The organism is Streptomyces sp. NPDC090077 (genome assembly GCF_044747545.1).
In the GTDB taxonomy this organism is placed as follows: Bacteria; Actinomycetota; Actinomycetes; order Streptomycetales; family Streptomycetaceae; genus Streptomyces.
Genome location: NZ_JBIVEG010000048.1, coordinates 1 through 26,257, shown reverse-complemented (window position 1 = coordinate 26,257; position 26,257 = coordinate 1). Strand labels below are relative to the sequence as shown.

The window sequence follows — 26,257 nt, the reverse complement described above, 5'->3', positions numbered from 1 at the left end:
CGCCCGCAGACGCAGCCATCACGAAAGACGGAGGAACGAGACATGGTCTCGCAGTCACAGGACCGCCGCACCGCACTGGTGACCGGAGCGACGAGCGGAATCGGCCTGGCCGTGGCCGCCCACCTGGCCCGGGGAGGCGCCCGCGTCTTCCTCTGCGCCCGCGACGCCGACCGGCTGGCCGACACGGTCAAGCAGCTCCAGGACGAGGGCCTGGACGTGGACGGCACCACGTGTGACGTGACCGACCGCGAGGACGTCAAGCGGTTCGTCGCGGCGGCCGTCGAGCGCTTCGGCACCGTCGACATCCTGGTCAACAACGCCGGCCGCAACGGCGGCGGCGACGTCTCCGAGATGACCGACGAGCTCTGGTACGACGTCATCAACACCAACCTCAACAGCGTCTTCCTGGTGACCCGCGAGGTGCTGTCGGCCGGCGGCATGCGCGACAAGAGCTGGGGCCGCATCATCAACATCGCCTCCACCGCCGGCAAGCAGGGCGCGGTGACCGCCGCCCCCTACTCCGCCTCCAAGCACGGCGTGGTCGGCTTCACCAAGGCGCTGGGCCTGGACCTGGCCAAGACCGGCATCACCGCCAACGCCGTCTGCCCCGGCTTCGTCGAGACGCCCATGGCCGAGCGGGTCCGCAAGCACTACGCCCAGATCTGGGACGTCACGGAGGAGGAGGCCCACAACCGGGTCACCACCCGTGTCCCGATCGGCCGCTACGTCGAGGTCGAGGAAGTGGCCGCGATGGTCGGCTACCTGGCCGACGACGCGGCCGGCTCCGTCACCGCACAGGCCCTCAACGTCTGCGGTGGCCTGGGCAACTACTGATCCGCCGCCGGAACGCCAGACCTAAGGAGAGCCAGCGATGAGCAGGCGAGTTGTCATAACCGGCATCGGCGTGCGGACGCCGGGCGGGATCGGCCAGAAGGAATTCTGGGGCCTGCTCACCGCAGGACGCACCGCCACCCGCAAGATCTCGTTCTTCGACGCGTCGGGATTCCGGTCCCGGGTCGCCGGCGAAGCCGACTTCGACCCCGTGGCCGAGGGCCTCACCCCCCGTGAGATCCGGCGCATGGACCGCTCCACCCAGTTCGCCGTGGCCAGCACCCGCGAGGCCGTCACCGACAGCGGACTCGAGTTCAGCGGCATCGACCCCCACCGCATCGGCGTCAGCCTCGGCAGCGCCGTCGCCGCCGCGACCAGCCTCGAGAACGAGTACCTGGTCATGTCGGACCGCGGCCGCCAGTGGACGGTCGACCCCGACTACCTCTCCCCCCACATGTTCGACTACCTCACCCCCGGCGCCATCCCCGCCGAAGTCGCCTGGGCGGCCGGAGCCGAGGGCCCCGTCACCATGGTCTCCGACGGGTGCACCTCGGGCCTCGACGCCGTCGGCTACGCCACCCAGCTCATCCGCGAGGGCAGCGCCGACGTCATGATCACCGGCGCCTCGGACACCCCCATCTCCCCCATCGTCCTCGCCTGCTTCGACGCCATCAAGGCGACCACCTCGCGCAACGACGACCCCGAGCACGCCTCCCGGCCCTTCGACGCCACCCGCAACGGCTTCGTCCTCGCCGAAGGCAGCGCCATGTTCGTCCTGGAGGAGTACGAGACGGCCAAGGCCCGCGGCGCGGAGATCTACGCCGAGATCACCGGCTACGCCACCCGCTGCAACGCGTACCACATGACCGGCCTCAAGAAGGACGGCCGTGAGATGGCGGAGGCCATCCGCGCGGCGCTCAACGAGTCGCGCATCGACCCCACCACCGTCGACTACATCAACGCCCACGGCTCCGGCACCAAGCAGAACGACCGCCACGAGACCGCGGCCTTCAAGCGGGCCCTGGGCAGCCACGCCTACGACATCCCCGTCAGCAGCATCAAGTCGATGATCGGGCACTCCCTCGGCGCCATCGGCTCCATCGAGATCGCCGCGAGCGCCCTGGCGATCAAGCACAACATCGTGCCCCCCACCGCGAACCTCACCACCCCCGACCCCGAATGCGACCTCGACTACGTCCCCAACACCGCCCGAGGACAGCGCACCGACACCGTCCTCACGGTCGGCAGCGGATTCGGCGGATTCCAGAGCGCAATGATCCTCCGCGCCCCCGAAGGAGCGAGCCGATGACGCGTACGGTGATCACCGGGCTGGGGGTCGCCGCCCCCAACGGCCTGGGACACGAGAACCACTGGAAGTCCGTCCTGTCCGGCAGCACCGGGATCGCCCCGGTCACCGGCTTCGACGCGTCCGGCTACCCGGCCGCGCTGGCCGGCCAGATCGACGACTTCACGGACGCCGAGCACATCCCGAGCCGGCTGCTCCCGCAGACCGACCGCTCCACCCGGCTCGGCCTCGCGGCCGCCGACTGGGCCTTCGACGACGCGGGCGTCGAGATCGGCGACCTGACCGACTACCAGATGGGCGTGGTCACCTCCAACGCCCTGGGCGGTTTCGACTTCACCCACCGCGAGTTCCGCAACCTCTGGAACCAGGGTCCGGCGTACGTCTCCGTCTACGAGTCCTTCGCCTGGTTCTACGCGGTCAACACCGGTCAGATCTCCATCCGCCACAAGATGCGCGGCCCCAGCGCCGCCCTCGTCGGCGAGCAGGCCGCGGGCCTCGACGCGCTCGGCCACGCCCGGCGCACCGTACGCGGCGGCACGCCGCTGGTCGTCGCGGGCGGTGTCGACTCCGCGTTCGACCCGTGGGGCTACGTGTCCCAGCTGGCCGGCGGTCTGGTCACCACCTCCGCCGACCCCGAGCGCGGCTACCTGCCCTTCGACGCCGCGGCCTCCGGGTACGTGCCCGGCGAGGGCGGGGCGATGCTCGTCGTCGAGGACGCGGACAACGCACGGGCCCGCGGCGCCAAGCAGATCTACGGGGAACTGACCGGCTACGCCGCCGGCTTCGACCCGGCCCCCGGCTCGGAGCGCGGCCCGGCGCTGGGCCGGACCGCGCGGGCGGCGATCGCCGACGCCGGGCTCACCCCGGCCGACATCGACGTCGTGTTCGCCGACGGGGCGGGCGTACCGCACCTGGACGCCGCCGAGGCCGAGGCCCTCACCGCGCTGTTCGGCGTGCGCGGGGTCCCGGTCACCGTGCCCAAGGCGCTCACCGGGCGCCTCTACGGCGGCGGCGGACCGCTCGACGTCGCCACGGCGCTGCTCTCGCTGCGCGACGGGGTCGTCCCGCCCACGCACGGCCTGTCCGGCCCGCCCGAGGCGTACGGCATCGACCTGGTCCGCGAGGCGCGCGAGCTGCCCCTGCGCCACGCGCTGGTCCTCGCCCGCGGCCGGCACGGCTTCAACTCCGCCGTCGTCCTGACGGCCTTCGACAGCTGAGCACCCCGCTCCCCCTCTCTCTGACGCCAGGAGAACCGACCATGACCACGACGACGGCCGGCCACACCGCCGTATCGACCGACCTCTACCTGCGGGTGCAGCACTTCTACGCGCACCAGATGCAGCACCTGGACTCCGGCAGGTTCGAGGAGTACGCCGCCACCTTCACCGAGGACGGCGAGTTCCAGCACTCCCCGGGCGCCGAGCCGGCCCGTACCCGGCCGGGCATCGTCCGCGAGCTCGTCGAGTTCCACAAGCGCTTCGACAACGACCCCGTGCAGCGCCGCCACTGGTTCAACCACGTCGCGCTGGAGCTCCAGGAGGACGGCACGGTCTCCTCGACCGCGTACGCCCTCGTGGTGAACGTCCGCCCCGGCGGCAAGCCCGACATCGCCCCCAGCTGCGTCGTCCACGACACCATCGTCGACGGTCCCGAGGGCATCCGGCTGAAGTCCCGCCGCATCACCCACGACCAGCACTTCTGAGAAGGCCGCTGACACGCCATGCGCCTCCTGTTCATGTCCTCGCTCGCCCTGACCCTGCACGAGACGGCCATGGGGGTCGACCTCGCCGACCAGCTCGTGCCGGCCGGGGTGAAGAGCCACTTCGTGATCGACGCCGGGAACGAGGACCAGCTCCGGGCCACCCGGCACGCGTACACCACCGTCACCTCGGCGCTGGGCGCGGGCGTCCGCGAGACGGTACGGGAGGTGGTGCGCGGGTTCCGGCCCGACGCGATCGTGCTGTGCGACTACACCGCGCACTGGATGACCCACCTCATCAGCTACGACACCGACCCGTGGTTCGTGACGGAGTTCGGCGTGCCGGTCATCCCCATCGACCTGTACGACCTGACCTCCACCACGCGCGAGGTGGAGATCCTCGGCCGCACCATGGAGGTCAGCGATCGGATCCTCGGCATGCCGGCCCACCTGTGGCCGGTGCCGGGGACCCGGCCGCACGCCGACCCGGACGGGCCGGGCCTGCCCTACCGGGCGGACCCCACGGTCGTGCCGCTGTCGGAGCGGAGCCGGCGGGAGGTGCGGGACTCGCTGGGCGTCACCGAGGACCAGCGGCTGCTGGCGGTCCCGGCGCTGCCCTGGCAGCACCTGATGCAGACCCGGGCGGGGCCGGGCACTCGGGCCCTGGCGGCACGGGTGCCCGGCCTGGTCGCCGGCTACCTGGAACAGCTGCCGCCGAGCACGGTGTTCCTCTTCATCGGGCCCCGGTTCGAGGGGTTCGAGCGGCTGCCGGCGGACCGGGTCCGGCTCGCGCCCTCCTACACCGCCCGCCGGTACACCGATCTGATCGGTGCCTCGGACGGGGTGCTGTCGCTGTGGATGCCGTCGTTCGCGCTGGAGCGGGCGATCCTGGCCGACGTCCCGGGGATGTTCCTCACCAACGGCCACGACGTGCCGGCCGGGGACAGCGGCCCGCTGGACCAGGCGCTCGGCGGGCTGTCCCCCGCCGTCCGCGCCTGGCTGGCAGACTTCCCCGGCCCCGTCCCCTCCTTCCACATGTGGCCGCTCCGCTGGAACCGGGTGGTGGCGCCCCTCCTGCGGGACAACCCCTTCACGGAGACCGCCCTGCGGGCCGAGCTGTTCGACGAGCGGGAGGTCGTCGCCGGGGTCGAGTCACTGCTGTACGACCGCGACGTGCGGGACCGGCTCGGCGCGGGCAGGGCCCGTTTCCGGGCCGCCGCGGACCGTCTCCCCGCCACGGCCGACGTCTTCATGACGGCGGCCCGGCGGGTGGGGCTGTCCGACTGAGACCCATTGGAGTCATGCCATGAACAACGCAGCAGCGGCCCCCCTGGCGGCCGCGGCCCGCGCCGTCGCCCCGCTGGCGGCCGCGGCCCGCGCCGTCGCCCCGCTGGCGGCCGCGGCCCGCGCCGTCGCCCCGCTGGCGGCCGCCCACGCGGCGGCCGCCGACACGGAGCGGCGGCTGCATCCGGCCGTGGCCGAGGCCATCGCCGAGGCCGGCTTCGCCCGGCACTTCTCCCCGGTCGGCTTCGGCCCGGCCGGGACCTTCGCCGAACTGCTCGACGCCGCCGCCGTCCTGGGGGAGGCGTGCGCCTCCGCGGCCTGGGTCGCCTCCGTCACCGCGGCGGCCGGCCGGCTGACCGGCTACCTTCCGCCGGACGGCCGGGAGGAGGTCTGGGCCAAGGGCCCGCAGACCGTGGTGGCGGCGGGCCTGATCCCCGCCGGAACCGCGCGGCAGGTCCCCGGCGGCTGGGAGCTGACGGGCAGCTGGCCGTACGTCAGCGGCTCGGACATCGCGCACTGGGTGATCGTCGCCGCCCGTACGGAGGGCGGGATACGGCTGTGCGCCGTCCCCCGCGAGGAACTTTCCGTCGACGACACCTGGTTCACCCTCGGCATGCGCGGCACCGGCAGCAACACGGTGGTCCTGGACGGCGTACGCGTCCCGGACGAGCGTTCCGTGCCGCTGGACACCGTCGTGGCGGGCGCCGCCGGGCCCGACGCGGCGGCCTGCTTCCGGGTGCCGCTCAAGGCCGGCAACGGGCTGACCCTGGCGGCACCGCTGCTGGGCACGGCCAGGGGCGCCGTACGCCGCTGGACGCAGCTGGCCGGGGGACGCCTCGCGGCTCCGGCCGCGGGTGTGTCCGGCGCCACCGACCAGGGCACGTACGAGCAGCTCCTGGCCCGCTCCGACGGCGAGATCGACGCCGCCGGCATGCTGCTGGCCCGGGTGGCGCAGGTGGCCGACGGCGGTGCGGTGACCGCCTCGGGGACCGCGCGCAACACCCGGGACTGCGCACTGGCCGCCGACATGCTGGCGACCGCGGTGGACCGGCTGCTGCGCAGCGCGGGCACCCGTGCGCACGCCGAGGGCGAGGAACTCCAGCGCCGCTGGCGGGACGTCACCTGCGGGGCCGGGCACAACGCCCTGCAGTTCGGCCCGGCGGCCCACCTGCACGCCGCCGAGGCCCTGACGGCCGCGGCGTCCGGCGCCCGCTGAGGGCCCCGGCGCCCCCTTCCCGCACTCCGCCCCGCGGACGGCAGCAGCCGTCCGCGGGGCGGAGTGCTTTCCGCGTGCGCCCCTTCTTGATCCTTCTTCCCGGACCCGGCTTGACCTCAACTCGGCTTGAGGTCCTACGTTCGTCACCAAGGCCTCGACGGGCCGGCTGAACAGCACTTTTCCTGAAGGGCGTTGATGATGAAGGCTGCGGCATTCCACGCGTTCGGCGGACCCGAGGTCCTGGAACTCCTCGACGTCCCGACCCCGGTGGCGGGCCCCGGCGAGATCCGGGTCCGGGTGAAGGCGGCGGGAACCCAGCCGACCGACTGCGCGGTGCGCACCGGATGGAACCCGCCCGGTGTCACCATCACGTTCCCGCACGTCACGGGCGGCGACTTCGCGGGCGTCGTGGACCAGCTGGGCGAGGGGGTCACCGGCCTCTCGGTGGGCGACGAGGTGCTCGGCTACCGCCTCCAGGGCACCTACGCCGAGTACCTGACGGTGCCGGCGGAGCAGGTCGTCGCCAAGCCCGCCGGCGTTCCCTGGGAGGTCGCCGGTTCCCTGTCGGCCTCCGGCCAGACGGCGCACACCGTCCTGGAGGACCTGAAGGTGTCGGCGGGCGAGACCCTGCTGGTCAACGGCGCCTCGGGCGGCGTGGGCACCATCGCGGTGCAGCTGGCCGTACTGCGCGGAGCCAAGGTCATCGCCACGGGCCGGGAGGACAACCACGCGTACCTGCGCGAGCTCGGCGCGGTACCGGTGACGTACGGCGAGGGCCTCGCCGACCGCGTCCGCGCCCTCGCGCCGGAGGGCGTCGACGCCGCCCTCGACACCGCCAGCGCCGACGGCCTGCGGGTGGCGGCCGAGCTGGTGGCGGACAAGGACCGGGTCGGCACCATCTTCGCCTACGGGGTCCACGAGGAGCTCGGCGTGCGCTGGCTGACCAGCCGGCGCAACGCCCAGCGGCTGGGCGAGCTGGCCGCCCTCGTCGACAGCGGGAAGCTGCGCGTCCACGTCCGCCGGACCCTTCCCCTGGCCGAGGCCGCCGAGGCGCACCGCGAGCTGGAGACCGGCCACGGCCGCGGCAAGATCGTCCTGCTCACCGACTGAGCCGGCCCGCCCCACCACCGTCGTCATCCGAGGAAACGAGAAAGAGGTACCCCGTGTCCGCCAATCCGCTCAAGGTCGGTGTCGTGGTCGGCAGCGTCCGCACCGGCCGCTTCGCCGACAAGGTCTCCCGCTGGTTCACGGCCGAGGCCGCCCGGCGCGACGACATGGAGATCCACGTCATCGACCTGTCGGAACCGGCGCTCGTCGAGGAGCTGAAGCTGAACCTCGACCCGCTCGGCTCCCCCTCCGAGGCGCCGAATCTGGCGGCCCGGATCGACGGTCTCGACGCGTACGTCGTGATCACCCCGGAGTACAACCACGGCTACCCGGCCTCGCTGAAGCTGGCCATCGACTACGTCTACAGCGAGTGGCGCGCCAAGCCGGTCGGCTTCGTCTCCTACGGCGGCGTCGCGGGCGGTCTGCGCTCCGTCGAGCAGCTGCGGCAGGTCTTCGCCGAGCTGCACGCCGTGACCGTGCGCGACACGGTGAGCTTCCACAACCCCTGGGAGCGCTTCGACGACGAGGGCCGGCTGCGCGACGAGGACGGCGGCAGCGCGAAGGCCGCCTCCGTGCTCCTCGACCAGCTCGCCTGGTGGGGCGTCACCCTGCGCGAGGGACGGGCCGCGCGCCCGTACGGCGCCTGAGAGCCGCGTACGGAGACGGCCGGGGCCGCCCCCGTCCTCCGGCCCTCTCCGTGCGCTCCGACGGGCCCGCGGCCCCTCGGGGGGGCGGGACCGTCAGGCCGCCCCGGCCCAGCCGCCGAACATCCGGCCGCCCAGGTTCCCGGCGATCTCCTCGGGCGGGGCGCCCCGCAGCGAGTCGGCGATCTCCATGACGTAGCTCCCGTACCGGGACTTCCCGAGGAGCTTGCCGAGCCGGTAGCACTGGTCGACGTCGATGAAGCCCATGCGCAGCGCGACCTCTTCCAGGCAGGCGATGCGCAGGCCCTGGCGGTGCTCCAGGGTCTGGATGTACTGGCCGGCGTCGAGGAGCGAGTCGTGCGTCCCGGTGTCCAGCCAGGTGAAGCCGCGGCCGAGGTCCACCAGGTTGGCCTTGCCCCGGGCCAGGTAGTCCAGGTTGACGTCGGTGATCTCCAGTTCCCCGCGCGGGGAGGGGCGCAGGCCCTTGGCGATGGAGACGACGTCGTTGTCGTAGAAGTACAGGCCGGTGATGGCCCGGTTGGAGCGGGGCTTCGCCGGCTTCTCCTCCAGGGAGATCAGGCGTCCCTGCTCGTCCGCCTCGCCGACCCCGTACCGCTCGGGGTCGCGTACCGGGTAGCCGAAGAGCAGTGCGCCGTCGGTGTGCGGCATGTGCTCCTGGAGCAGCAGCGAGAAGCCGGGCCCGTGGAAGATGTTGTCGCCGAGGACGAGGGCGACGGAGTCGTCGCCGATGTGGTCCTCGCCGATGGTGAAGGCCTCGGCGAGCCCGCGCGGCGCCTGCTGTTCGGCGTAGGACAGGTTGATGCCGAGGTTGCTGCCGTCACCCAGCACGTCGCGGAACTGGGGCAGGTCCCTGGGCGACGAGATGATGAGGATGTCGCGGATCCCGGCCAGCATCAGGACCGACAGCGGGTAGTAGATCATCGGCTTGTCGTAGACGGGCAGCAGCTGCTTGGACACCCCCAGGGTGATGGGGTAGAGCCGGGTACCGCTGCCCCCGGCCAGGATGATTCCCTTCACTGATGGTCACCTCGCGTTGTCGTCGGGCCGAGCCCGTCACTTGCCTGTGCCCTTCCAGGCTGCGCGGCGATGATCCAGATCGGGTCGAGGGGTACCGGGAGGATTGTCGAGGGGCACCGGGACGCTTCTCGAGCGGATCTCCGGCGTCCGTGCCGCCGGCCGGTGCGGCGCGGGAACGGAAGAGGGGAACGCAAAAGGCGGCCGCCCCGCCGGATTTCTCCGGCGGGGCGGCCGCGTTCGGTCAGCGCTCCGGCGACTACTCGCCGAGCAGGTAGCGGATGTGCTTCACCAGCTCGCCGATGTCGTCGCGCAGCAGGCTGTAGTGGTCGGCGTCGAGGTCGATGACCGTCGGCGGCTCGGCCGAGTAGCCGCTGCTGTTCTCCAGGAACGAGTAGTCGTCGCCCACGGCCTTGAAGATGCTGATCGGCGCCTGGAGGGTGCGCTCGGCCAGCTCGTGGAAGGAGTACTCGAACTCGTAGGTCTGGCCGACGACCGAGATGATCCGGCGGGCGAGGTCGATGTCGATGCCCTTGAGCTCGCTGATGAACTCGGCGAAGGACGCCTCGTCCGTCACGGTCTCCAGGCACCGGTCGAGGTCCGGGCCGGAGATGGTGCCGGTGAAGACCGAGAAGAGGATCGTGGTGTAGCCGCGGTTGGCGAAGGACGCCTCCCGGCCCCACACCTTGCCGTTCTCGGCGCGCACCTTCGGCGAGCCCGGGGCGATCAGGAAGAGGTTGTCCACCTTCTCGCCGGCCTGCTCCAGCTGGTACGCGGTCTCGAAGGCCACGCGGGCGCCGAAGGAGTAGCCCCACAGGGTGTAGGGGCCGGTCGGCTGGAGCTCCTTGAGGGCCTCGATGTCCTTCTTGGCCATCTCGGTGATGGTCTCGTACGGGGTCTCGCCCTCGTTGATGCCGTAGGACTGGACGCCGTAGAACGAGCGGCCGAGGCCGATCTCGCCGGCCAGGCTGCGCAGGTTCATCGGGTAGCCGCCCAGACCCGGCCAGCAGATGACGGGGCGGGCCTTGCCGGTCTCCGCGTGCAGGCGGACGAAGCGCGAGGACTCCTGGGCGACCTCGCGCTCCAGGCGGCGGGCCAGCTTCTCGATGGTCGGGGATTCCAGGACGCTCTGCAGCGGCAGGGAGACGCCCAGGCGCGAGTTGAGCTCGCGGACGAGGCCGACGGCGATGAGCGAGTTGCCGCCCGACTCGAAGAAGTCGTCCTGGACGGAGGCGTTCTCGCGGCGCAGGGCCTTCTCCCAGACGCTGGCGATCTCCTTCTCGGTCTCCGTGCGCGGGGCGACGAAGGGGCGCTCCACGAGCTCGGCGTTGACCTGGTCGGAGACGGCGAGCGCCTTGACGTCGATCTTGCCGTTGGCGGACAGCGGCAGCCGGTCGAAGACCACGACCCGGTTGGGGATCATGTAGTCGGGGAGGAAGCTGACGAGGTCGTCGCGGATCAGCTCGGCCGGACCGCGCATGTGGACGGAGTCCTCGCGCATGCCCTCGTGGCCGGCCTGCTCCTCGCTGATGCGGCCGCCGACGAAGAAGTACATCGGGCCGCCCTCGACGCCGTTGGCGGCGAGGACCGCGTCCATGCGGCGCGAGGCGGGCAGCGGGTTGCCGGTCTTGGAGCTGTAGCCGGAGGACATGAAGCCCAGGTTCAGCCCGTTCATCATCAGGTGCTGGAGCTTCTTGCCGAGGGTGATGTAGTGCAGCCACTCCTCCTCGGCGCGGCTGTAGACGCTGATGCCGAAGCTGGCGGCCTGGTACACCGACTGGTTGATCGCGATGACGTGCTTCTTGAGGACGATGTCGTCCGAGAAGCGGGTCAGCCCGCCGTTCTCGTAGCGGTACTGGCCCTCGGGCAGACCGGCGATCTTGCCGCCGTGGGTCTGGACGTAGACCTCGGCGTGGTCCTCGCGCGGGCCCTCGTTCGGGACCAGCTCGAAGGTGCCCAGGTAGTAGTCCTCGTCGGCGACGTCGAGCAGCTCGCGGACGGCCGGCTCGTAGGCGCGGTCCTGCACGTCGAGGCCGTAGGCCGGCAGGATCTGCTCGAAGAGGCCGAGGATGTGGCCGGTCTCGATCTCCAGGACTTCCTGGATGTTGTTCTTGTAGACCGGCTCGATTCCGCTCTTCTTGCCGATGAAGTGGATCTGCGCGGTGGGCTTGCCGGTGGCGGCCCGCTCGCTGATCAGGACGAGCTGGTGGCGGACCGGCTGGTAGTAGTAGTAGCCGGGCTTCAGCCCGCCGACGCCCTCCAGCTCGAAGTACAGCTGCGTCGCGTACAGCGCGCCCGGGGAGGCGTAGCCGTACTTCGGCAGCAGCCGCTCCTCGCTGATGTACTGGCCGAACCAGCGCAGGATCTGGCCCAGTTCGGAGGGGGCCAGGTCGGCCGCCTTGCGGGAGTAGGCCGCGGTGACCGAGGAGCCGAGCAGCTTCAGCAGGTCGTCCTGGGTGACCGGGCCGCCCTCGTAGAAGCGGTACGTCTTGCGGGCGAAGACGCGGGCGCGCTGCTCGGGGGTGGGCTCGGCGCCCTCCAGGTCGAAGGTCGGGCGGGCGGCGAGCTCGGCGTCGTCGCGCAGGCCCGGGTTGGACAGCTGCGCCTTGACCTGGAGCTTGCTCTTCTTCGACGCGTGGTGCGAGCCGTGGTTGCCCTGGTCCATCAGGGCGGCTTCCTTCTCGCTCAGCTCGATGCAGGCGATCAGGTTCTGGAAGCCGGTGCGGCCGTCGTTCTTGACGATGACGGCGGCGTTGCGGACCCAGTCGTGGTTCTCGATGGCCAGGGATATCTCGTCCAGCTCGACGCGGTAGCCGCGCAGCTTGACCTGGTTGTCGGCGCGGCCGGCGAACTGCACGGTGCCGTCCGCGTTCCACTGGCCGAGGTCGCCCGTCTTGTACAGGCGGACGGGCTCGGCGCCCTCCTCCAGCTCGATGCTGAGGAAGCGCTCGGCGGTCAGGTCGTCGCGGTGCAGGTAGCCGCGGGCCAGCTGGACGCCGCCGATGTACAGCTCGCCGATCTCGCCGACGCCGATCGGCTTGAGGGTCTCCTTGTCGAGGATGTGGTACGTGGTGCCGTGCACCGGGGCGCCGATGGAGATGGACTGCGGGCCCTCGTCCAGCTCGGCGGGGTCGACCACGAAGGACGACGAGTTGATGGTGGTCTCGGTCGGGCCGTAGACGTTGATCAGCGCCCGGCCCGGCATCTCCTGCGTGGCCTGGATCGCCAGCAGGCGGGAGAGGGCCTCGCCACCGCTGAAGATCTGCTGGAGGGAGACGCACTCGGGGAACTTCTCGGTGTCGATCAGGCCCTGGAGCAGGGTCGGGACGCACTGGAGGGTGGTCACGCCGTGCTTGACGATGGTCTCGATGAGGCCCTCGGGGTCGGCGTAGACGCCGGGGGCGCCCATGACGACGGTGGCGCCGTTGGCCGGGGAGAGGATCTCCCACTGGGCGGCGTCGAAGCTCATCGGGGTCTTCTGCAGGATGACCTTGCTGCGGTCGATCCCGTAGGTCTCGCGCAGCCAGCCGAGCTGGTTGACGATGCTGCGGTGCTCGATCATCACACCCTTCGGCTTGCCGGTGCTGCCGGAGGTGTAGATGACGTACGCGAGGGTGTCCGGGCGGGCGCCGGCGCCGGGGGCGGCGGGCTCCTGGCCCTCGGGGCGGACGAACGCCTCGGACTCGCGCAGGGTCACGATGCTGACGTCCTGCGGGGCGAGTTCGCGCAGGCGGGACACCAGGCGCTGCTGCGCCAGGATGATCTTCGCCTCGCTGTTCTCGATCATGTAGCGCAGCCGGTCCTCGGGGTACTCCGGGGACAGCGGCAGGTAGGCGGCGCCGGCGCCCAGGATGCCCCACGCGCCGACCATCAGGTCGATGGAGGGCTCGACGAACAGGCCGACGCAGTCGTCCGCGGAGACGCCGAGGTGTCCCAGGTAGTCGGCCAGGGCCGCGCTTCTGGACGCCAGCTCGCGGAAGGTGAGCTTCTCGTCCCGGTAGGCGACGGCGATCGCGTCGGGGTGCGCGGCGACGCGCTCGGCCAGCAGGCCGGGCAGGGTGGTGGTGCCGCGCAGGGTGGGGTCGAGCACGCTGGTCTCCTGAAGAGTCATTTCCCGCTTCCTTAAGTTCCGTTGTGAAGCAGCGGGCGCCGTAGAGCGCCGCCGCGGACCGGAGTCCGCGTGGCGGCGGGCCCGGTGGCCGGGACGACTGCCCGGCCGGATGAAACCGAAGAACTGAGGGGCGCAAGGGCAGGGCCTCACCACCCGGAAGAACCGGAACGGCGCGGTGCGTGCTGCGGCCGCCTCCCCCAACGGACTGACGGGGCCCCCATCGACCCCGCCCGTCCGGGCGATCACCGGCTCCTGAGGAGCCGGGTTACAGATCCGTTCTCGAACACCTCTCGCGAGGCGCCCGCGATGAGCGGGGCGATCGACAGGACTGTCACCTTGTCGAGGCCCAGTGCTCCGGGCACCGGAAGGGTGTCCGTGAAGACGAACTCGCTGACGCGCGAGTTCTTCAGGCGGTCCGCGGCGGGGCCGGAGAGCACCCCGTGCGTGGCCGCCACGATGACGTCCCGCGCACCCTGGGCGAACAGGGCGTCGGCGGCGGCGCAGATCGTGCCGCCGGTGTCGATCATGTCGTCGACCAGGACGCAGACCCGGTCGCGTACCTCGCCGACCACCTCGTGGGCCGTGACCTGGTGGGCCACGTCCTTGTCGCGCCGCTTGTGCACGATGGCCAGCGGGGCGCCGAGGCGGTCGCACCATCCGTCGGCCACGCGGACGCGGCCGGCGTCGGGCGACACGACGGTCAGGTCCGCCGGGTCCACCCTGGAGGCGATGTGGTCCGCGAGGACCGGCATCGCGAACAGGTGGTCCACCGGGCCGTCGAAGAAGCCCTGGATCTGGTCGGCGTGCAGGTCGACCGTCAGGATCCGGTCCGCACCCGCGGTCTTGAACAGGTCCGCGACCAGGCGGGCCGAGATGGGTTCCCGGCCGCTGTGCTTGCGGTCCTGGCGCGCGTATCCGTAGAAGGGAAGGATCACGGTGATGCTGCGGGCCGAGGCCCGCTTCAGCGCGTCGACCATGATGAGGTGTTCCATGATCGACTTGTTGACCGGTGCCGTGTGGCTCTGGATCACGAAGCAGTCCGCGCCCCGTACGGAGGCGTGGTAGCGGACGTAGATCTCGCCGTTGGCGAAGTCGATCGCCTTCGTCGGGACCAGTTCCGTGCCCAGTTCGGCCGCGACGGCCCGGGCCAGCGCGGGGTGCGCGCGGCCCGAGAAGAGCAGCATCTGTCCGGAGTCGCTCACGCGGCGGTCTCCGCGAGGTGGGCGGCGTGGGCGACGGCCAGCCGGCCGGCGGCCTCGGCACAGGAGGCGAGGACGGCCATGTTGGCCTTGGCGGAGCGGCCGTCCGTGGCGGCGTCGACCGCCCGCATCAGGTACTTGGTGATGGCCTGGCCCGAGACGCCGTCCCGGGCCGCCTCGGCGACGGCGGCGCGGATGGCCGTGTCCACCTCGGCGGAGTCGATGGCGTCCTCCTCCCGGACCGGGGTGGTGATCAGGAAGGAGCTGTTGTTGCCGAGGGCCCAGTGGGCCTCGATCGCGCGGGCGATGACCTGCTCGTCGTCCAGGCGGTGGGGCGCCTTGTGGCCGCTCGTACGGCAGTAGAACGCGGGGAAGTCGTCCGAGCGGTAGGCGACGACGGGGACGCACTGCGTCTCCAGGTACTCCAGGGTCAGGCCGAGGTCGAGGATCATCTTCGCGCCCGCGCAGACGACGGCGACCTTGGAGCGGGTGAACTGGATCAGGTCCGAGGACACGTCCCAGGTCTCCTGGGCGCCCCGGTGCACGCCGCCGATGCCGGCGGACGAGAAGAACGGGATGCCCGCGAGCTCCGCCGCCACGACCGAGGAGGCCACGGTGGTGGCACCCGGTCCGCCCTGCGCCAGCACGACGGGCAGGTCCCGGCTGGACACCTTGGGGATGCCCGGCAGGGAGGCGAAGCGCTCGATGTCGGCGTCCGACATCCCGACACGGATCGCGCCGGCCTCGATGCAGATCGTCGCGGGGACCGCGCCGCCGGAGCGTACCGCGTCCTCCACCTTGCGGGCGGTGGCGGCGTTGTCCGGGTAGGGCAGTCCGTGCGTGATGACGTTGCTTTCCAGGGCGACGACGGCCTTGCCCTCGTGGAGGGCCTCGCGGACCTCCTCGGTGTAGACGACGGGGACGCCGTTGCTTGCGCTCATCGGGATGTCTCTCAACTCTCGTTCAAGTAACCGGGCCGCCTGACCTGCTGGTCCGGGCGGTCCGCCAGCTCGGCGAGGACCTGGCTCTGCCAGTCCTCCGGTGTGACCGGCTCCAGGGAGATCGAGACGGCGTCCTCGCCGATCGCGAAGGTCTGCGTCACGGCGGCTGTCACCGCCTCGTCGATCGCCCTGAGCTGGTCGGCCGTGAAGTCCCTCGGGTAGTGCCTGATGTGGATGTGGGGCACGGTCTCGGTCCTTCCACGGTTCGGTGTCGGGAGGGTGGGCGGCACACCGCGGACGGGGGAGGCCGCGGTGTGCCACCACCGCTCCCCGCCCTGCTCCGGGGGGCAGGACCGGGCGGGGAGTCGTGGGCGGGGCTCCGTCGGGCTAGGCCTTGACGGATTCCCGCGAGGTCGCCGCGGCCCGCTCGGGCCCCGGGTCCGGGTCGGGCTCGGGCTCCGGCTGCTTGGGCTGCCGCGGTTGGGCCAGGGCCACCGACGCGATCACGGTCAGCGCTCCGAGGATCTGGAGCGGCGACAGCGACTGGTCGAGGACGAACCAGCCGAGCAGGGTGGCCGTCAGGGGCGAGCCGAAGCTCAGGAACGACACGGTCAGCGCGGGCAGCCGCTGCACCCCGCGGAACCAGATCGCGTAGGCGACCAGGGCCCCGATGATGCCGAGGTAGGCGAAGCCCCAGAGGTTCTCGGCGGTGATCTCGCCGGGCAGTCCCTCGCCGATCAGCGTGACCGGCAGCAGGACCAGCCCGCCGACGGTGAGCTGCCAGCCCGTGAAGGACAGCAGCCCCACCCCTTCGGGGCGTCCCCAGCGCTTGGTCAGGACGATGCCGGAGGCCATGCTGAGCGCGCCCAGCAGACCGGCGATGACACCGGTGGCGTTGAGCCCGGCGTTCGGCTGGAGGACGAGCAGGCCCACGCCGGCCGTGCCGAGGGCACAGGCGGCCACGTGCATCCGCCTGATCCGTTCCTTCAGCAGTGCGGCGCCCAGCAGCAGCACGATCATCGGCTGGATGGCCATCACCAGCGCCGCGACGCCGCCCGGCAGGTGGTAGGCGGCCACGAAGAGCAGGTAGAAGAAGGCTCCGATGTTCAGCACACCGAGTACCAGGGCGCGCCACCACCAGATGCCCTTCGGCAGCACCCGGCCGATGAGCACCAGGATCAGGCCGGCGGGCAGGGCACGGAGCAGCGAGGAGAGCAGGGGCCTGCCCTCGGGGAGGAACTCCGTGGTGACCAGGTACGTGGACCCCCAGACCACCGGCGCGAGCACGGTGAGCGCGGAGTCCCCGAGTGATCGGCTGCCCTTCATCAGGCGGCTGCCGAGTCGGTCGTGCCGAAGTAGCGGTCGCCGAAGTCGCCGATGCCCGGGATCATGAACGCGTTCTCGTTGAGGCGCTCTTCGATCGACGAGGTGACGATCCGGACGTCCGGGTGCTTGGCATGGACCGCCGCGATGCCCTCGGGCGCCGCGAGCAGGTTGACGAATACGATGTTCTCCTCGCGCACGCCCGCCTCCAGGAGGACTTCGATGGCCGTGTTGGCGCTGCCGCCGGTGGCGAGCATCGGCTCCAGCGCGAGGACGTGCCGGTCGGCGATGTCCTCGGGGAAGTTCTTGTAGTACAGGTGCGGGAGCTTGGTGACCTTGTTGCGCTGGATGAGCAGCTTCCCGACGGTGATGTCGGGGATGACCTGGCGCAGTTCGTCGAGCATGGAGTCGCCGGCCCGGATCACGGGCACGGCGCACAGTTTCGTGCCGAACTTCAGTCCGTCGTACGTCTCACCGACCGGCGTGACGGCCTCGTGCTTCTCGAACGGCAGCTGGTCGAGCGCCGATTCCAGGAGGAGGCGGATGATGCGCCGGGAGTAGAACACGAAGTCCGAGCGGGAGGCCCCGCGGTCGCGGACGATCGTGTGCATGGCCCGCAGCTGCTTCGTCTGCGGCAGCGGGTGGACATTGTGGTGGCCGGTCGCCATGAGAAACCTGCTTCTCGTCGGTCGTGGAGACGGGCTGCGGCCGGGAACGAGGCCCGGCAGGGCCGCGGGGGCCGCAACCGTTTGGTCGGGTACCGAGGTCAGGCGTCGGATCTCTCGGCGTCGGTGACGGCGCCGGCCTGCACCAGGTCCTTCACGTCGCTCACGTCGCTCATGCGCGTTCCTCTTCGGGATGGTTCAGATGGATCGGACGGATCGGATCGATCCGACGGGTACCGGGAGACCGAGTGGACGTGTCCCGGTGTGACGGTTCTCGCTGCACGTCTCGGGATGCTCACCAGAACCCTCGTCGGTACCCGTCCACGGGGTCAACGGGGTCTATGTCATATCCGCGTCAACCTTCTTCAGGTCGCCGTCAGAGCCCGTCACGACCCGGCCAACGGCCACGTCGCGGGCGAGGAGGCATTCCTCGAGGAAGGACAGGACCCGCAGGTGGTAGGTGCGGGCCGCCCAGCCCAGGCTGATGTTGTGCCCGGCGTGCGGCTGCCGGACCACCTCCGCGGGGGCCGCCATCAGCGGAGCCAGCAGTTCCTCCAGCGCCTCCCCGTCGTGCCTCCACCACAGCTCCTGCTCCGCGAACGTGAAGCGCACGGGCACCCGTACTCGGGCTGCCACGCCGGGGTACATTTCCGGCCACCGCCGGGTCTCGCGCGCCTCGGCGGCGGGGACCGGCCGCAGCAGCCGCTGCCCGAGCCGGAAGGCGTCCGGCGGGTAGAACCGCAGGGCGCCCCAGTGCCGGCGCCACTCGCCCGGCAGGTCGGGTCCGGGCAGCCGGCCGGCCTCCACGGCGAAGCGCCGGCCGATGCCGGAGACGTCCACCCCGATCGGTACGAGGCCGCCCCGGGCGGCGCCCGCAGCCGCGAGCGCGACACGGCCGCCGCCCGAGTGGGCCACGAGGAAGACTCCGGCGCCCAGTTCGCGCCCTTCGGCGAAGCCCTCCAGGGCCGCGAGCACCGTGGCGGTCTGCCCCGCGAGGTCCTGGCCCTCGGGCAGCGCCTGCGCCGAGGCCCCGTACCCGGGCCGGTCCAGGGCGAGTACGGCGTACCCGAGGCCGGCGCCGAGCTCCAGCAGCGAGTGCCCGGGCAGGGCCCGGCCGTCGAAGTAGCCCGCGCTCATCCCCGAGCCGTGCAGGGCCACCACCAGCGCCCGGGGTACGGGCTGTGCGGGCAGGGCCAGCAGACCGGACAGCGGGATCCCGTCGGCGTCGAGGGTGACGGGCCGGACGGGGGGCGCGCCGGCGGGCGGCACAGGGACCATGAGGGGCATCTCCAGGAGGGTCAGGAAGGCCGGGCGGGCGGGGTGCGCCGGGCCCTGGTGACGGCGGCCAGTCCCCAGGCGACCCGGCGGCGCAGCAGGGTGGTCAGGGACGGTGCGGGGCACGGCCGTGAGGGGCGTGCGGACTCCGGTGCGGGATCCCTGGCGGGGACCCGGCGGACGGTGGTCCGCAGGGCGGTCTGCACGGCGTTCATCCGGTTCTCACAGCCGGACTCCGGCGAGTTCGGGCAGGCGTACGCCGGAGTCCCACACGACGTGGAAGGCGACGTGGCTCAGCCGCCAGCCGCCCGGCGTGCGCACGGCCCGCGCCTCGGCGTACCCGCCGACCTCGAAGTGGGCGGCGGGGCCCTGGCCGGCGTGGTGGACGTGCGTGGTGAGCTGCTGGGCCCGCAGGGTGGCCCGGTCCCCGTCGAGGACGACGGAGTGGTTGGAGCTGGAGTGGTGGGTGCGTGCCCACCGCTCCCGGGCCTCGCGCTGGAAGGCGGCGAAGGCCTCGATCCCGGCGCACACGCCGATCGGGAAGGCGAAGGTGGCGTCCTCGGTGAAGATCGAGGCGTACCGGGAGTGTTCCGGGCCCGTGCCGTCGTAGGTGTCGAGGGCGGTCACGTAACGGTCGAACAGCTCGCGCAGCTCGGCGCGGTCGCGCAGGACCTGTACCTGCTCGCGCAGTGCCGCGATGTCGTCATGGGTCGATGGCATGGCCTCTCCAGTCGGCGGACTCGGTGCACGGCCCGGCGGTCGGGAGCGTCCGCCCGCGAACTCCTCGACCGGGGCACGGGGTTGGCGGGGCCGGCCGGTGCGGCCGGCCCCGGGGTGAAGGGCGGAGGGAGTCGGGCGGGCGGTGTGCGGGCGGGGCCCGGTCAGGCCGATCGGGCCTCGCGCCAGGTGCGCGGGCCGAGGAAGCCCCGGACCCGGTCCGGCCGGCGCCAGCGCGCGAGGGCCGGCCCGCCGCCGGCCGTGCCGCCGTGCTCGCCCTCGTACGCCGCCGCCCGCGCGAGCACCACGGCGGTGAGCGCCGCCAGTTCCTCGGCGTCGGGACGCCCCTTCACCACGCGGATGAGTTGGCCGGGCTCGACTGTCGTCTCCACAGACTGCTCCTCGTCTCGTGATGTCCCGCCGCCGCACTCGCGGCGGCGGGTCCGTGCTCGCGCAGGGGGGACGCCGCGTCCTCGGCGCGCGGGTCCCCAGGGAACGGATCAGTACCGTGCGGGTCTCGCACGGATCTACGAACGGGCCGGGCCGCGGGGGTCAGACCGTGGCGGTGGTGAGCTCGTCCACGGCCAGCGCCAGCCCCTCCGGGGTGTGCGTGCTGTGGACCCGGGCGCCCGGCAGGATCCGCCGGACCAGCCCGCCGAGCACCCGGCCCGGCCCCACCTCCACGAACCGGTCGGCGCCCGCGGCGGCGAGCGTGCCGACCGCCCCGGTCCAGCGCACCGGGCTGGTGAGCTGGCCGCGCAGGGCGACGGCGGCCTCGGCGGCGGTCGCCACCCACCCGCCGGTGACCCCGGAGACCAGCGGCACGGCCGGGTCGCGGAACTCCGTCGCGATCAGCGTCTCGGTGAACTCCGCCTCGGCCTCGCCCAGCAGGCTGGAGTGGAACGGGCCGCCGGTGTGCAGCCATTCCACCCGCGCCCCGGCCGCCCGGGCCGCGTCGGTGGCGTGGGCCACCGCCTCGGCCTGGCCGGACACCACGGTCTGGCGCGGTTCGTTGTCCCCCGCCACCTCGACGACCTGGCCGGTGGCCGCCCGGGCCTCGGCGCACATCCGCGCCAGGTCCGCACGGGTCGGGCCGATGACCGCCGCGGTGGCGCTGCCGATGCGGTCCCCGACGGTGGCGACGAGTTCGCCGCGGAGCCTGACCAGCCACAGCGCCTCGGTCCACTCCAGGACGCCCGCGGCGACCAGCGCCGCGTACTCGCCCAGGCTGTGTCCGGCCACGGCGTCCGGCCGCAGCCCTTCCCCGCGCAGCACCTCCAGGACGGCGATGCTGGTGAGGAAGATCGCCGGCTGGGCCACCGCCGGGTCGTCCAGTTCCCGCGGCGAACCCTCCAGGCAGATCCGGGCCAGCGGGATCCCGAGCAGGTCGTCGGCGGTGCGGTAGTAGGTGTCGGCGAGGTCGGGCCGCAGGGCGAGCAGCTCCTTGGCCATGCCGGCGTATGCGGAGCCCTGGCCGGGGAAGACGAAGGCGGTGGTCATCCGGTCACGTCCTTACTTGCGGTTCAACTGGCGAGGACCGTGTCATGCGGTCCGGGGGCGGCGGCGCCGCACACGGTGTTGCCCGCGGCCAGCCAGGTGTCGGGCACCCACCTGACGTCGACCACCTTGGGGGCCGGCCCCGCGACCGCCACCGCGGCGGCGTGCGTGGCGTCGGCCGGAACGCCGACCATGGTCCAGCCGTCCGGGTGGCGGCCGTGGTCGGTGCCCAGGTAGTCCTCGGCGGGCGAACGGCTCAACCCTGTACCGAGGCCCTTGAGGAACGCTTCCTTGCGCGTCCAGATCTGCCCGAACAGCTGTCGGCGGTCCTCTCCGGCCTCGGCCTCGGAGATCTCCAGCTGCTCGTCCGGGTGCAGGGCCTTGGAGCAGATGTCGACCGTCTCGGCGCCCGGGAGTTTCTCCACGTCAACGCCGATCGGCATGGTGCCGACGCCCACCATGGCCACGCCCCCGCTGTGCGAGAGGGAGTAGTGCAGCGGCGGCGGCGGGGGAGAGAGCGCGGGGCGGCCGTGCGGCTCGCCGCAGCCCGGGCAGGGCTCGCGCATGAAGCGGACGTCCTGGGGCAGGGTGGCCGTGTAACGTCCGAGCAGCCGGCGCACCGCCACGTGGGCCGCGGCGTACAGCAGGCCGTCGGACTTGCGGATGAAGGAGTCGGTGCGCTTGCGCTCCTTCTCGTCGAGCTCGCCGATCGCCAGGGCCTCGGCGTCCGCCCCGGTGGGACGACGGATCAGCCAGAGGTCGACCCGGTCGGCGGAGAGGGTGAAGTCGGGCCGTTCGAGGTCCTGGTGGTTGACCACCGGGCGGGTGGACGGCAGCAGGGTCGTAGTGCTCATGCCGGCACCGCTGCCCCGTGCAGGTGCGCCTCGGGGCCGAGCTGGCCGGCGAGGCAGTCGATGAGCTCCTGGGCGCTGTTGGCGAGCAGCAGCCGCTGGAGGTTCACGTCGACGCCGAGGGTCGCCTCCATCCGGTACTGGAGCTCGATCCCGGAGATCGAGCCGATCCCGAGGCAGCCCATGGGGCGGCCCGTGGTGTCCACGAGGTGGGGCTCGATGCCGAGGATCCGGCCGAGCTCCTCGCGCACGTACCGCTCCAGGATCCGGGTGCGCTCGTCGAGCCCGGCCGTGGCCAGGACCGTCATGTCGGGCCTGGTCATGTGGACCAGGCCGTTCTCTGTCTCGTATGTCTGTGACATGTGAAGTGTCGTCATGATGCTTCCCGGGTCAAGGCGGACGGGCTACCCCGTCCGTCCGTGGGCGGAGCCGCCGGGTGGGAGAGGGATCCGGCGGTGTGGAGCGAGGGGTCGAAGGGGCGGAGCAGGCCGCGCAGGGCCACGCACGCGCCGGCCAGGCCGACGGCGGTGACCAGCAGGAGCGCGGGGCCCCGGCCCGCGGCCGCGTACAGGGCCGACGTCAGCGCGGTCGTCAGTGCCGCGCCCAGCTGCACGCAGGTCTGGTAGAGCCCGCCGGCCTCCGGCTGGAGGGCGGGCCGGACGGTGCCGGTGGCCTGGAGGTGCAGGGCGGTGAAGGCCAGCACGAAGGCGACGCCGACGAAGGACATGGCGGGCAGCAGCTCGGGGTATCCGACGGGGCCCCCGCCGCGCGGGTAGAGGGCGTAGCCCAGCGGCGCGGCGGCCGCCCCCGCGGCGACGGCCCGTGCGGGGCCCAGCCGGGCGGCGATCCGCCCCGAGTGCAGGGCGCTCAGCGCGAGCGGGGCGCCGGCCGGCAGGAAGGCGAGGGCCGTCTGCCAGGAGCTCCAGCCGGCTCCCCGCAGGTGCAGGGCGGCCACCAGCAGGAAGCCCGCGTACGAGCCGTTGAGCGCGGCCGCCCCGAGAGCGGAGCGCACCAGCGGCTCGTGCCGCAGCAGTTCGGTGCGCAGCAGCGGGCGCGGTGCGGTGCGTTCGGCCCGTACGAGTACGGCGACCAGCGCCGCGGCCCCCGCGAGGGCGGCCGCCGCGTGCCACGGCTGCCCGCCGGGGCCGGCCCAGCGCGAGAGCGCGTCCACGAGGAGCAGTACCGCTCCGGTCAGGGCGGCGCCCGCGACGAAGGGGTGCCGGCCGAGCGGGTCGCGCGGCCCGTCCCCGTCGCGGGGGACCAGCCGCAGCCCGGCGGCGAACAGCAGCAGGGCCACGGGCGCGGGGAAGGCGATGGTCCAGCGCCAGCCGGCTCCGGTGAGCAGGCCCGAGAGCAGCAGGCCCGAGCAGAAGCCGGCGGCGCCGAAGAAGGAGTAGAGGGACACCGCCCGGCGGCGCTCGGCGCCCTCGGGTACGGCGGAGAGGATGATGGCGAGTCCGGTGGGCGCGGTCAGCGCCACACAGAATCCTTTCACCACACGGGTGGCCGTCAGCAGGTGCGCGCTGTCCGTCAGCGCGCCCGCCAGCGAGGCCGCGGCGAAGACCAGCAGCGCAGCGAGGTAGACCCGGCGCCGGCCCAGCCGCTCGACCAGCCGCCCGCCGAACAGCAGCAGCCCGCCGAAGCCGGCGGCGAATCCGCTGACGAGCCACTGGACCCGGGTGACGGGCAGCCCCAGGCCGCTGCCGGCGGACGGCAGGGCGACCAGGGTCGAGGACACCTCCAGGGCGTCCACCAGCATGTTGGCGGCGAGTACGGACACCAGGGCCCAGCGGGCCCGGGCCCGGCCGCCGGACTGGATGTTCATCGGGTGTGCACGCTCGCTTTTCGGCAGGGGAGCGGGAAGGGACGGCGCGGGAGGAGGAGAAGGGCGGGGAGAAGGGGAGAAGCGGAGAAGGGGACGGGCGGCCCGGGGAGGGATCCCCGGACCACCCGCCCGCCGCCGGCGCGGCGCGTGGGATGTGCGCCGGCGGGGTCTCGGGGTCCTCGGCGGTTCAGCCGAGGAGGGTGCCGCCGGTGGCGTCGACGAAGGAGCCGGTGATCCAGCGCGCTTCGTCGGTGGCGAGGAAGGCCACCACGTCGGCGACGTCCTCCGGCTCGCCGACCCGGTTGAAGGCGGACAGGCTCGCCATGTGCTCGACGGCCTCGGGGATGTCGAAGACCGGGTTGCCGTTGCGGGTGATGCCGGGCGCCACCGAGTTGATGGTGATGCCCCGGGGGCCGAGGGCCTTCGCGAAGTGCAGCGCGAGCTGTTCGAGCGCGCCCTTGCTCATCGCGTACGCGATCTCGTCCGGGTTGGCGAACCGGGTGAGGCCGGAGGAGATGTTGATGATCCGGCCGCCGTCGGGCATGTTCCGCAGCGCCCGCTGGATCAGGAAGAAGGGCGCCTTGGCGTTGACCGCGAAGATCCGGTCGAACTGCTCGGGGGTGACCTCGTCCGCCGGTACCCCGCCCATCACCCCGGCGTTGTTGACCAGGATGTGCAGGTCGGTGGAGCCGGTGCGGTCCAGCAGCTCCGCCTCCAGGGCGGTGAACAGGGTGTCCGCGTCCCCGTCGACGCCCAGTTCGGTGCGCAGGGCGAAGGCGCGGCCGCCGTCCTTCTCGACGGAGGCGACGACCTCGTGGGCGGCCGTCTCGTCCTGGTGGTAGTGGACGGCGACGAGCGCGCCCTCCTCCGCCAGCCGCATCGCGGCCGCCCGGCCCATGCCCCGGCTCGACCCGGTGACCAGTGCGGTGCGGCCCGTGAGCCGCTCCGCCCCGGCACCGGTCCGCACGGGGGCCGCCGCGTGCGCGGTGAGCACCGCGGCGGGGGTCCCGGCGGCGGCCGGTGCGGCCGGCCGGGCGGTGGGCCCGCCGGGCCGTTCGGGACCGAACCAGCGGCCCAGCGCCTCGGCGAGCGGGCCCGCGTCCGGACCGTCGGCCCAGACCACGTGCCCGTCGGGGCGCACCAGTACGGCGGTCACCTGCTCGGCGGGGGAGCCTGCCGCCACGGAGGCGGCCGCCACGGTGCGGACCCGGCCGGACCAGGGCGCGGCCGCCTCGGCGAGCTCGGCCCGGCGGGCCTCGTCGCCGGGCGGGAGGAGCAGCAGGCCCCGTCCCGGACGCAGCAGTTCGAAGGTGCCGGTGGCGCCCTCGGCGGTGGTGACCTCCCAGTGCGGCAGCCGCAGGCCGAGCAGCCCGGGGCCGCTGCCGCCGGATCCGGGGTCGCCGTCGCCGTCCGGGCCGCCGACGGCGTGGCGTACCGAGAGGCCCGAGACCAGTCCGGCCAGGTGGGTCCGTACGTTCTCACTGGCGGTCAGCTCGGCGAACACCTCCCGCACCGCGTCCACCTCGGGGCCGCCGAGCAGCAGCAGCGCCTGGGTGCGGATGTTGCCCTGGACGGCCTTGCCGACGGGGTGCCGTTCGGCGTGGTAGCCGTCGAGGAGTTCCTCGGTGCCGTGTCCGGCGACCCGGGCGCCCAGCTTCCAGCCGAGGTTGAAGGCGTCCTGGAGCCCGAGGTTGAGGGACTGGCCGCCGATCGGCATCTGCTGGTGCGCGGCGTCCCCGGCGAGCAGGAGCGGGCCCCGGCGGTACTCGGCGGCCTGCCGGGAGGCGTCACCGAAGGAGTTCACCCACAGCGGGGTACCGGAGCCGATGTCCTCTCCGGTGATGCGCTTCCAGGTGTCGGCGACCTCCTCGAAGGTGGGCTGCGCGGTCCTGGGGCGGGCCCCGAACTCGTGCACCATCACCCGGGTCACCCCGTCGGGCCGGCGGGCCGCGATGGCCAGCCCGCCCTCCAGCCGCTCGAAGCGGCGGTTCGGGACGTCGATGCCCGCGACGTCGGCCCGCAGCAGTTCGCGTTCGGCGTCGGTACCGGGGAAGCCGAAGCCGCCCAGGCGCCGCACGGCGCTGTTCTCGCCGTCGCAGCCGACCAGGTACGGGGCCCGGAAGGCCCGTTCCCCGCCGTCCTCGGTCCGTACGGTGGCCAGCACCCCGTCCGCCGTCGTGGTCAGCCCGGTCAGCTCGTGGCCGCGCCGGATGTCCGCGCCGAGGTCGGCCGCCCATTCCCCGAGGACTTCCTCCAGGCGGGTCTGGGCGACCTTCCACTGCCCCGGGTAGGGGCCGGGCAGGCCGAGGTCGAGGGGTATGCCCCCGAAGTGGCCGGTGTTCTCGCGCGGTACGTCGCCGAGGCGTTCCAGCAGGCCGCGGCTGTCGAGTATCTCCACGGTCCGGGCGTGGAGGGACGACGCCCGGGATTCGGCGGTGGGCGCGGTGAGCCTGTCGAGCACCACCACGTCCGCCCCCGCCAGCCGGAGTTCTCCGGCGAGCAGCAGTCCGACGGGGCCCGCGCCGACCACGATCACCTGGGTCTCGGTGGAGTCCTGATCGATGGCCATGGGCGTACTCCCTTTCTGTGGGCTGGGGTGGGGGTGTGGTGGCGGGTGCGGCGGGCGCGTCAGGCGTCGACGGCGACCTTGAGGCTCTCGTTGATGGCTTCGACCAGGGAGCGGGGGGTGCTGTGGTCGCTGAAGATGTCGTCGTCGAGCGTGATGCCGAAC

Annotated in this window: 24 protein-coding genes; 8 read left to right on the top strand and 16 right to left on the bottom strand. The window is 72.7% G+C overall.

Annotation, left to right across the window (positions count from 1 at the left end; all coding sequences use genetic code 11):
- Positions 1–42 precede the first annotated feature (42 nt).
- The 8 genes from fabG to ACIPW5_RS38120 all read left to right on the top strand — a co-directional run bounded on the left by fabG (position 43) and on the right by ACIPW5_RS38120 (position 8,090).
- Positions 43–834: a 3-oxoacyl-ACP reductase FabG gene (gene fabG, locus ACIPW5_RS38155; RefSeq protein ID WP_331719201.1), complete on the top strand. Its 792-nt coding sequence runs from the start codon at positions 43–45 to the stop codon at positions 832–834.
- A 37-nt stretch (positions 835–871) separates the two neighbouring features.
- Positions 872–2,140: a beta-ketoacyl-[acyl-carrier-protein] synthase family protein gene (locus ACIPW5_RS38150; protein WP_401255572.1), complete on the top strand. Its 1,269-nt coding sequence runs from the start codon at positions 872–874 to the stop codon at positions 2,138–2,140.
- The gene (locus tag ACIPW5_RS38145) at positions 2,137–3,354 is read left to right on the top strand and encodes a ketosynthase chain-length factor (RefSeq protein ID WP_401255569.1); all 1,218 of its coding nucleotides are present in this window, start codon (positions 2,137–2,139) and stop codon (positions 3,352–3,354) included. The genes ACIPW5_RS38150 and ACIPW5_RS38145 overlap by 4 nt, the downstream gene beginning before the upstream one ends.
- A 41-nt stretch (positions 3,355–3,395) precedes the next feature.
- The gene (locus ACIPW5_RS38140; protein WP_331719198.1) at positions 3,396–3,839 is read left to right on the top strand and encodes a nuclear transport factor 2 family protein; all 444 of its coding nucleotides are present in this window, start codon (positions 3,396–3,398) and stop codon (positions 3,837–3,839) included.
- An 18-nt stretch (positions 3,840–3,857) separates the two neighbouring features.
- On the top strand, positions 3,858–5,123 hold the full coding sequence (locus tag ACIPW5_RS38135; protein ID WP_401255567.1) for a DUF6365 family protein: 1,266 nt from the start codon (positions 3,858–3,860) through the stop codon (positions 5,121–5,123).
- A 19-nt stretch (positions 5,124–5,142) separates the two neighbouring features.
- On the top strand, positions 5,143–6,336 hold the full coding sequence (locus tag ACIPW5_RS38130) for a hydrolase (protein WP_401255564.1): 1,194 nt from the start codon (positions 5,143–5,145) through the stop codon (positions 6,334–6,336).
- Between the two features lie 198 nt (positions 6,337–6,534).
- Positions 6,535–7,446 (top strand): NADP-dependent oxidoreductase, encoded by a 912-nt coding sequence (locus tag ACIPW5_RS38125; RefSeq protein WP_401255561.1) that lies wholly within the window; start codon positions 6,535–6,537, stop codon positions 7,444–7,446.
- 53 nt (positions 7,447–7,499) lie between these two features.
- Entirely contained in the window at positions 7,500–8,090 is a 591-nt protein-coding gene (locus ACIPW5_RS38120; RefSeq protein ID WP_401255558.1) for an NADPH-dependent FMN reductase, read from the top strand.
- Positions 8,091–8,183: 93 nt separating this feature from the next.
- Here the strand turns inward: ACIPW5_RS38120 and rfbA are convergent, their stop codons facing one another.
- From rfbA to ACIPW5_RS38040, 16 genes are all read right to left on the bottom strand, one after another.
- Entirely contained in the window at positions 8,184–9,125 is a 942-nt protein-coding gene (gene rfbA / locus ACIPW5_RS38115) for a glucose-1-phosphate thymidylyltransferase RfbA (protein ID WP_401255555.1), read from the bottom strand.
- 256 nt (positions 9,126–9,381) lie between these two features.
- Complete coding sequence (locus tag ACIPW5_RS38110) at positions 9,382–13,233, bottom strand: amino acid adenylation domain-containing protein (protein WP_401255552.1); 3,852 nt, start codon at positions 13,231–13,233, stop codon at positions 9,382–9,384.
- 242 nt (positions 13,234–13,475) lie between these two features.
- Positions 13,476–14,417, bottom strand: a complete 942-nt coding sequence (locus tag ACIPW5_RS38105) for a ribose-phosphate diphosphokinase (protein ID WP_401255612.1) — start codon at positions 14,415–14,417, stop codon at positions 13,476–13,478.
- Between the two features lie 14 nt (positions 14,418–14,431).
- Complete coding sequence (locus ACIPW5_RS38100) at positions 14,432–15,373, bottom strand: pseudouridine-5'-phosphate glycosidase (RefSeq protein WP_401255550.1); 942 nt, start codon at positions 15,371–15,373, stop codon at positions 14,432–14,434.
- An 11-nt stretch (positions 15,374–15,384) separates the two neighbouring features.
- On the bottom strand, positions 15,385–15,618 hold the full coding sequence (locus ACIPW5_RS38095) for a tautomerase family protein (RefSeq protein WP_401255547.1): 234 nt from the start codon (positions 15,616–15,618) through the stop codon (positions 15,385–15,387).
- Positions 15,619–15,760: 142 nt separating this feature from the next.
- Positions 15,761–16,699 carry an EamA family transporter gene (locus tag ACIPW5_RS38090; RefSeq protein WP_401255545.1) on the bottom strand — a complete coding sequence of 313 codons (939 nt, stop codon included), beginning with the start codon at positions 16,697–16,699 and terminating at the stop codon, positions 15,761–15,763.
- Entirely contained in the window at positions 16,699–17,364 is a 666-nt protein-coding gene (upp, locus tag ACIPW5_RS38085; protein WP_401255542.1) for a uracil phosphoribosyltransferase, read from the bottom strand. The genes ACIPW5_RS38090 and upp overlap by 1 nt, the downstream gene beginning before the upstream one ends.
- 336 nt (positions 17,365–17,700) lie before the next feature.
- Positions 17,701–18,648 (bottom strand): alpha/beta hydrolase, encoded by a 948-nt coding sequence (locus tag ACIPW5_RS38080; protein ID WP_401255539.1) that lies wholly within the window; start codon positions 18,646–18,648, stop codon positions 17,701–17,703.
- Between the two features lie 11 nt (positions 18,649–18,659).
- A complete protein-coding gene (locus ACIPW5_RS38075) occupies positions 18,660–18,851 on the bottom strand; it encodes a hypothetical protein (RefSeq protein WP_401255536.1) in 192 nt (63 codons plus the stop codon).
- A gap of 7 nt (positions 18,852–18,858) precedes the next feature.
- The gene (locus ACIPW5_RS38070; RefSeq protein ID WP_401255533.1) at positions 18,859–19,356 is read right to left on the bottom strand and encodes a nuclear transport factor 2 family protein; all 498 of its coding nucleotides are present in this window, start codon (positions 19,354–19,356) and stop codon (positions 18,859–18,861) included.
- Positions 19,357–19,517: 161 nt separating this feature from the next.
- The gene (locus tag ACIPW5_RS38065; RefSeq protein WP_401255530.1) at positions 19,518–19,745 is read right to left on the bottom strand and encodes an acyl-CoA carboxylase subunit epsilon; all 228 of its coding nucleotides are present in this window, start codon (positions 19,743–19,745) and stop codon (positions 19,518–19,520) included.
- A gap of 160 nt (positions 19,746–19,905) precedes the next feature.
- Positions 19,906–20,853 (bottom strand): ACP S-malonyltransferase, encoded by a 948-nt coding sequence (locus ACIPW5_RS38060; RefSeq protein ID WP_401255527.1) that lies wholly within the window; start codon positions 20,851–20,853, stop codon positions 19,906–19,908.
- 23 nt (positions 20,854–20,876) lie between these two features.
- Complete coding sequence (locus ACIPW5_RS38055) at positions 20,877–21,704, bottom strand: 4'-phosphopantetheinyl transferase family protein (protein WP_401255524.1); 828 nt, start codon at positions 21,702–21,704, stop codon at positions 20,877–20,879.
- Positions 21,701–22,063, bottom strand: coding sequence for an acyl carrier protein (locus ACIPW5_RS38050; protein WP_401255521.1), 363 nt, complete (start codon positions 22,061–22,063; stop codon positions 21,701–21,703). The genes ACIPW5_RS38055 and ACIPW5_RS38050 overlap by 4 nt, the downstream gene beginning before the upstream one ends.
- An 11-nt stretch (positions 22,064–22,074) precedes the next feature.
- Positions 22,075–23,526 carry an MFS transporter gene (locus ACIPW5_RS38045; protein WP_401255519.1) on the bottom strand — a complete coding sequence of 484 codons (1,452 nt, stop codon included), beginning with the start codon at positions 23,524–23,526 and terminating at the stop codon, positions 22,075–22,077.
- Between the two features lie 187 nt (positions 23,527–23,713).
- Positions 23,714–26,095 (bottom strand): SDR family oxidoreductase, encoded by a 2,382-nt coding sequence (locus tag ACIPW5_RS38040; protein WP_401255516.1) that lies wholly within the window; start codon positions 26,093–26,095, stop codon positions 23,714–23,716.
- Between the last annotated feature and the right edge of the window lie 162 nt (positions 26,096–26,257).

Coding starts and splice junctions, on each gene's coding strand:
- ACIPW5_RS38150 (WP_401255572.1), top strand. CDS start 872: ATGAGCAGGCGAGTTGTCATAACCGGCATCGGCGTGCGGACGCCGGGC.
- upp (WP_401255542.1), bottom strand. CDS start 17,364: ATGGCGACCGGCCACCACAATGTCCACCCGCTGCCGCAGACGAAGCAG.
- ACIPW5_RS38050 (WP_401255521.1), bottom strand. CDS start 22,063: ATGTCACAGACATACGAGACAGAGAACGGCCTGGTCCACATGACCAGG.
- ACIPW5_RS38140 (WP_331719198.1), top strand. CDS start 3,396: ATGACCACGACGACGGCCGGCCACACCGCCGTATCGACCGACCTCTAC.
- ACIPW5_RS38090 (WP_401255545.1), bottom strand. CDS start 16,699: ATGAAGGGCAGCCGATCACTCGGGGACTCCGCGCTCACCGTGCTCGCG.
- ACIPW5_RS38055 (WP_401255524.1), bottom strand. CDS start 21,704: ATGAGCACTACGACCCTGCTGCCGTCCACCCGCCCGGTGGTCAACCAC.
- ACIPW5_RS38145 (WP_401255569.1), top strand. CDS start 2,137: ATGACGCGTACGGTGATCACCGGGCTGGGGGTCGCCGCCCCCAACGGC.
- ACIPW5_RS38110 (WP_401255552.1), bottom strand. CDS start 13,233: ATGACTCTTCAGGAGACCAGCGTGCTCGACCCCACCCTGCGCGGCACC.
- ACIPW5_RS38100 (WP_401255550.1), bottom strand. CDS start 15,373: ATGAGCGCAAGCAACGGCGTCCCCGTCGTCTACACCGAGGAGGTCCGC.
- fabG (WP_331719201.1), top strand. CDS start 43: ATGGTCTCGCAGTCACAGGACCGCCGCACCGCACTGGTGACCGGAGCG.
- ACIPW5_RS38125 (WP_401255561.1), top strand. CDS start 6,535: ATGAAGGCTGCGGCATTCCACGCGTTCGGCGGACCCGAGGTCCTGGAA.
- ACIPW5_RS38040 (WP_401255516.1), bottom strand. CDS start 26,095: ATGGCCATCGATCAGGACTCCACCGAGACCCAGGTGATCGTGGTCGGC.
- ACIPW5_RS38075 (WP_401255536.1), bottom strand. CDS start 18,851: ATGAACGCCGTGCAGACCGCCCTGCGGACCACCGTCCGCCGGGTCCCC.
- ACIPW5_RS38130 (WP_401255564.1), top strand. CDS start 5,143: ATGAACAACGCAGCAGCGGCCCCCCTGGCGGCCGCGGCCCGCGCCGTC.
- ACIPW5_RS38135 (WP_401255567.1), top strand. CDS start 3,858: ATGCGCCTCCTGTTCATGTCCTCGCTCGCCCTGACCCTGCACGAGACG.
- ACIPW5_RS38045 (WP_401255519.1), bottom strand. CDS start 23,526: ATGAACATCCAGTCCGGCGGCCGGGCCCGGGCCCGCTGGGCCCTGGTG.
- ACIPW5_RS38070 (WP_401255533.1), bottom strand. CDS start 19,356: ATGCCATCGACCCATGACGACATCGCGGCACTGCGCGAGCAGGTACAG.
- ACIPW5_RS38080 (WP_401255539.1), bottom strand. CDS start 18,648: ATGCCCCTCATGGTCCCTGTGCCGCCCGCCGGCGCGCCCCCCGTCCGG.
- ACIPW5_RS38060 (WP_401255527.1), bottom strand. CDS start 20,853: ATGACCACCGCCTTCGTCTTCCCCGGCCAGGGCTCCGCATACGCCGGC.
- ACIPW5_RS38105 (WP_401255612.1), bottom strand. CDS start 14,417: ATGCTGCTCTTCTCGGGCCGCGCGCACCCCGCGCTGGCCCGGGCCGTC.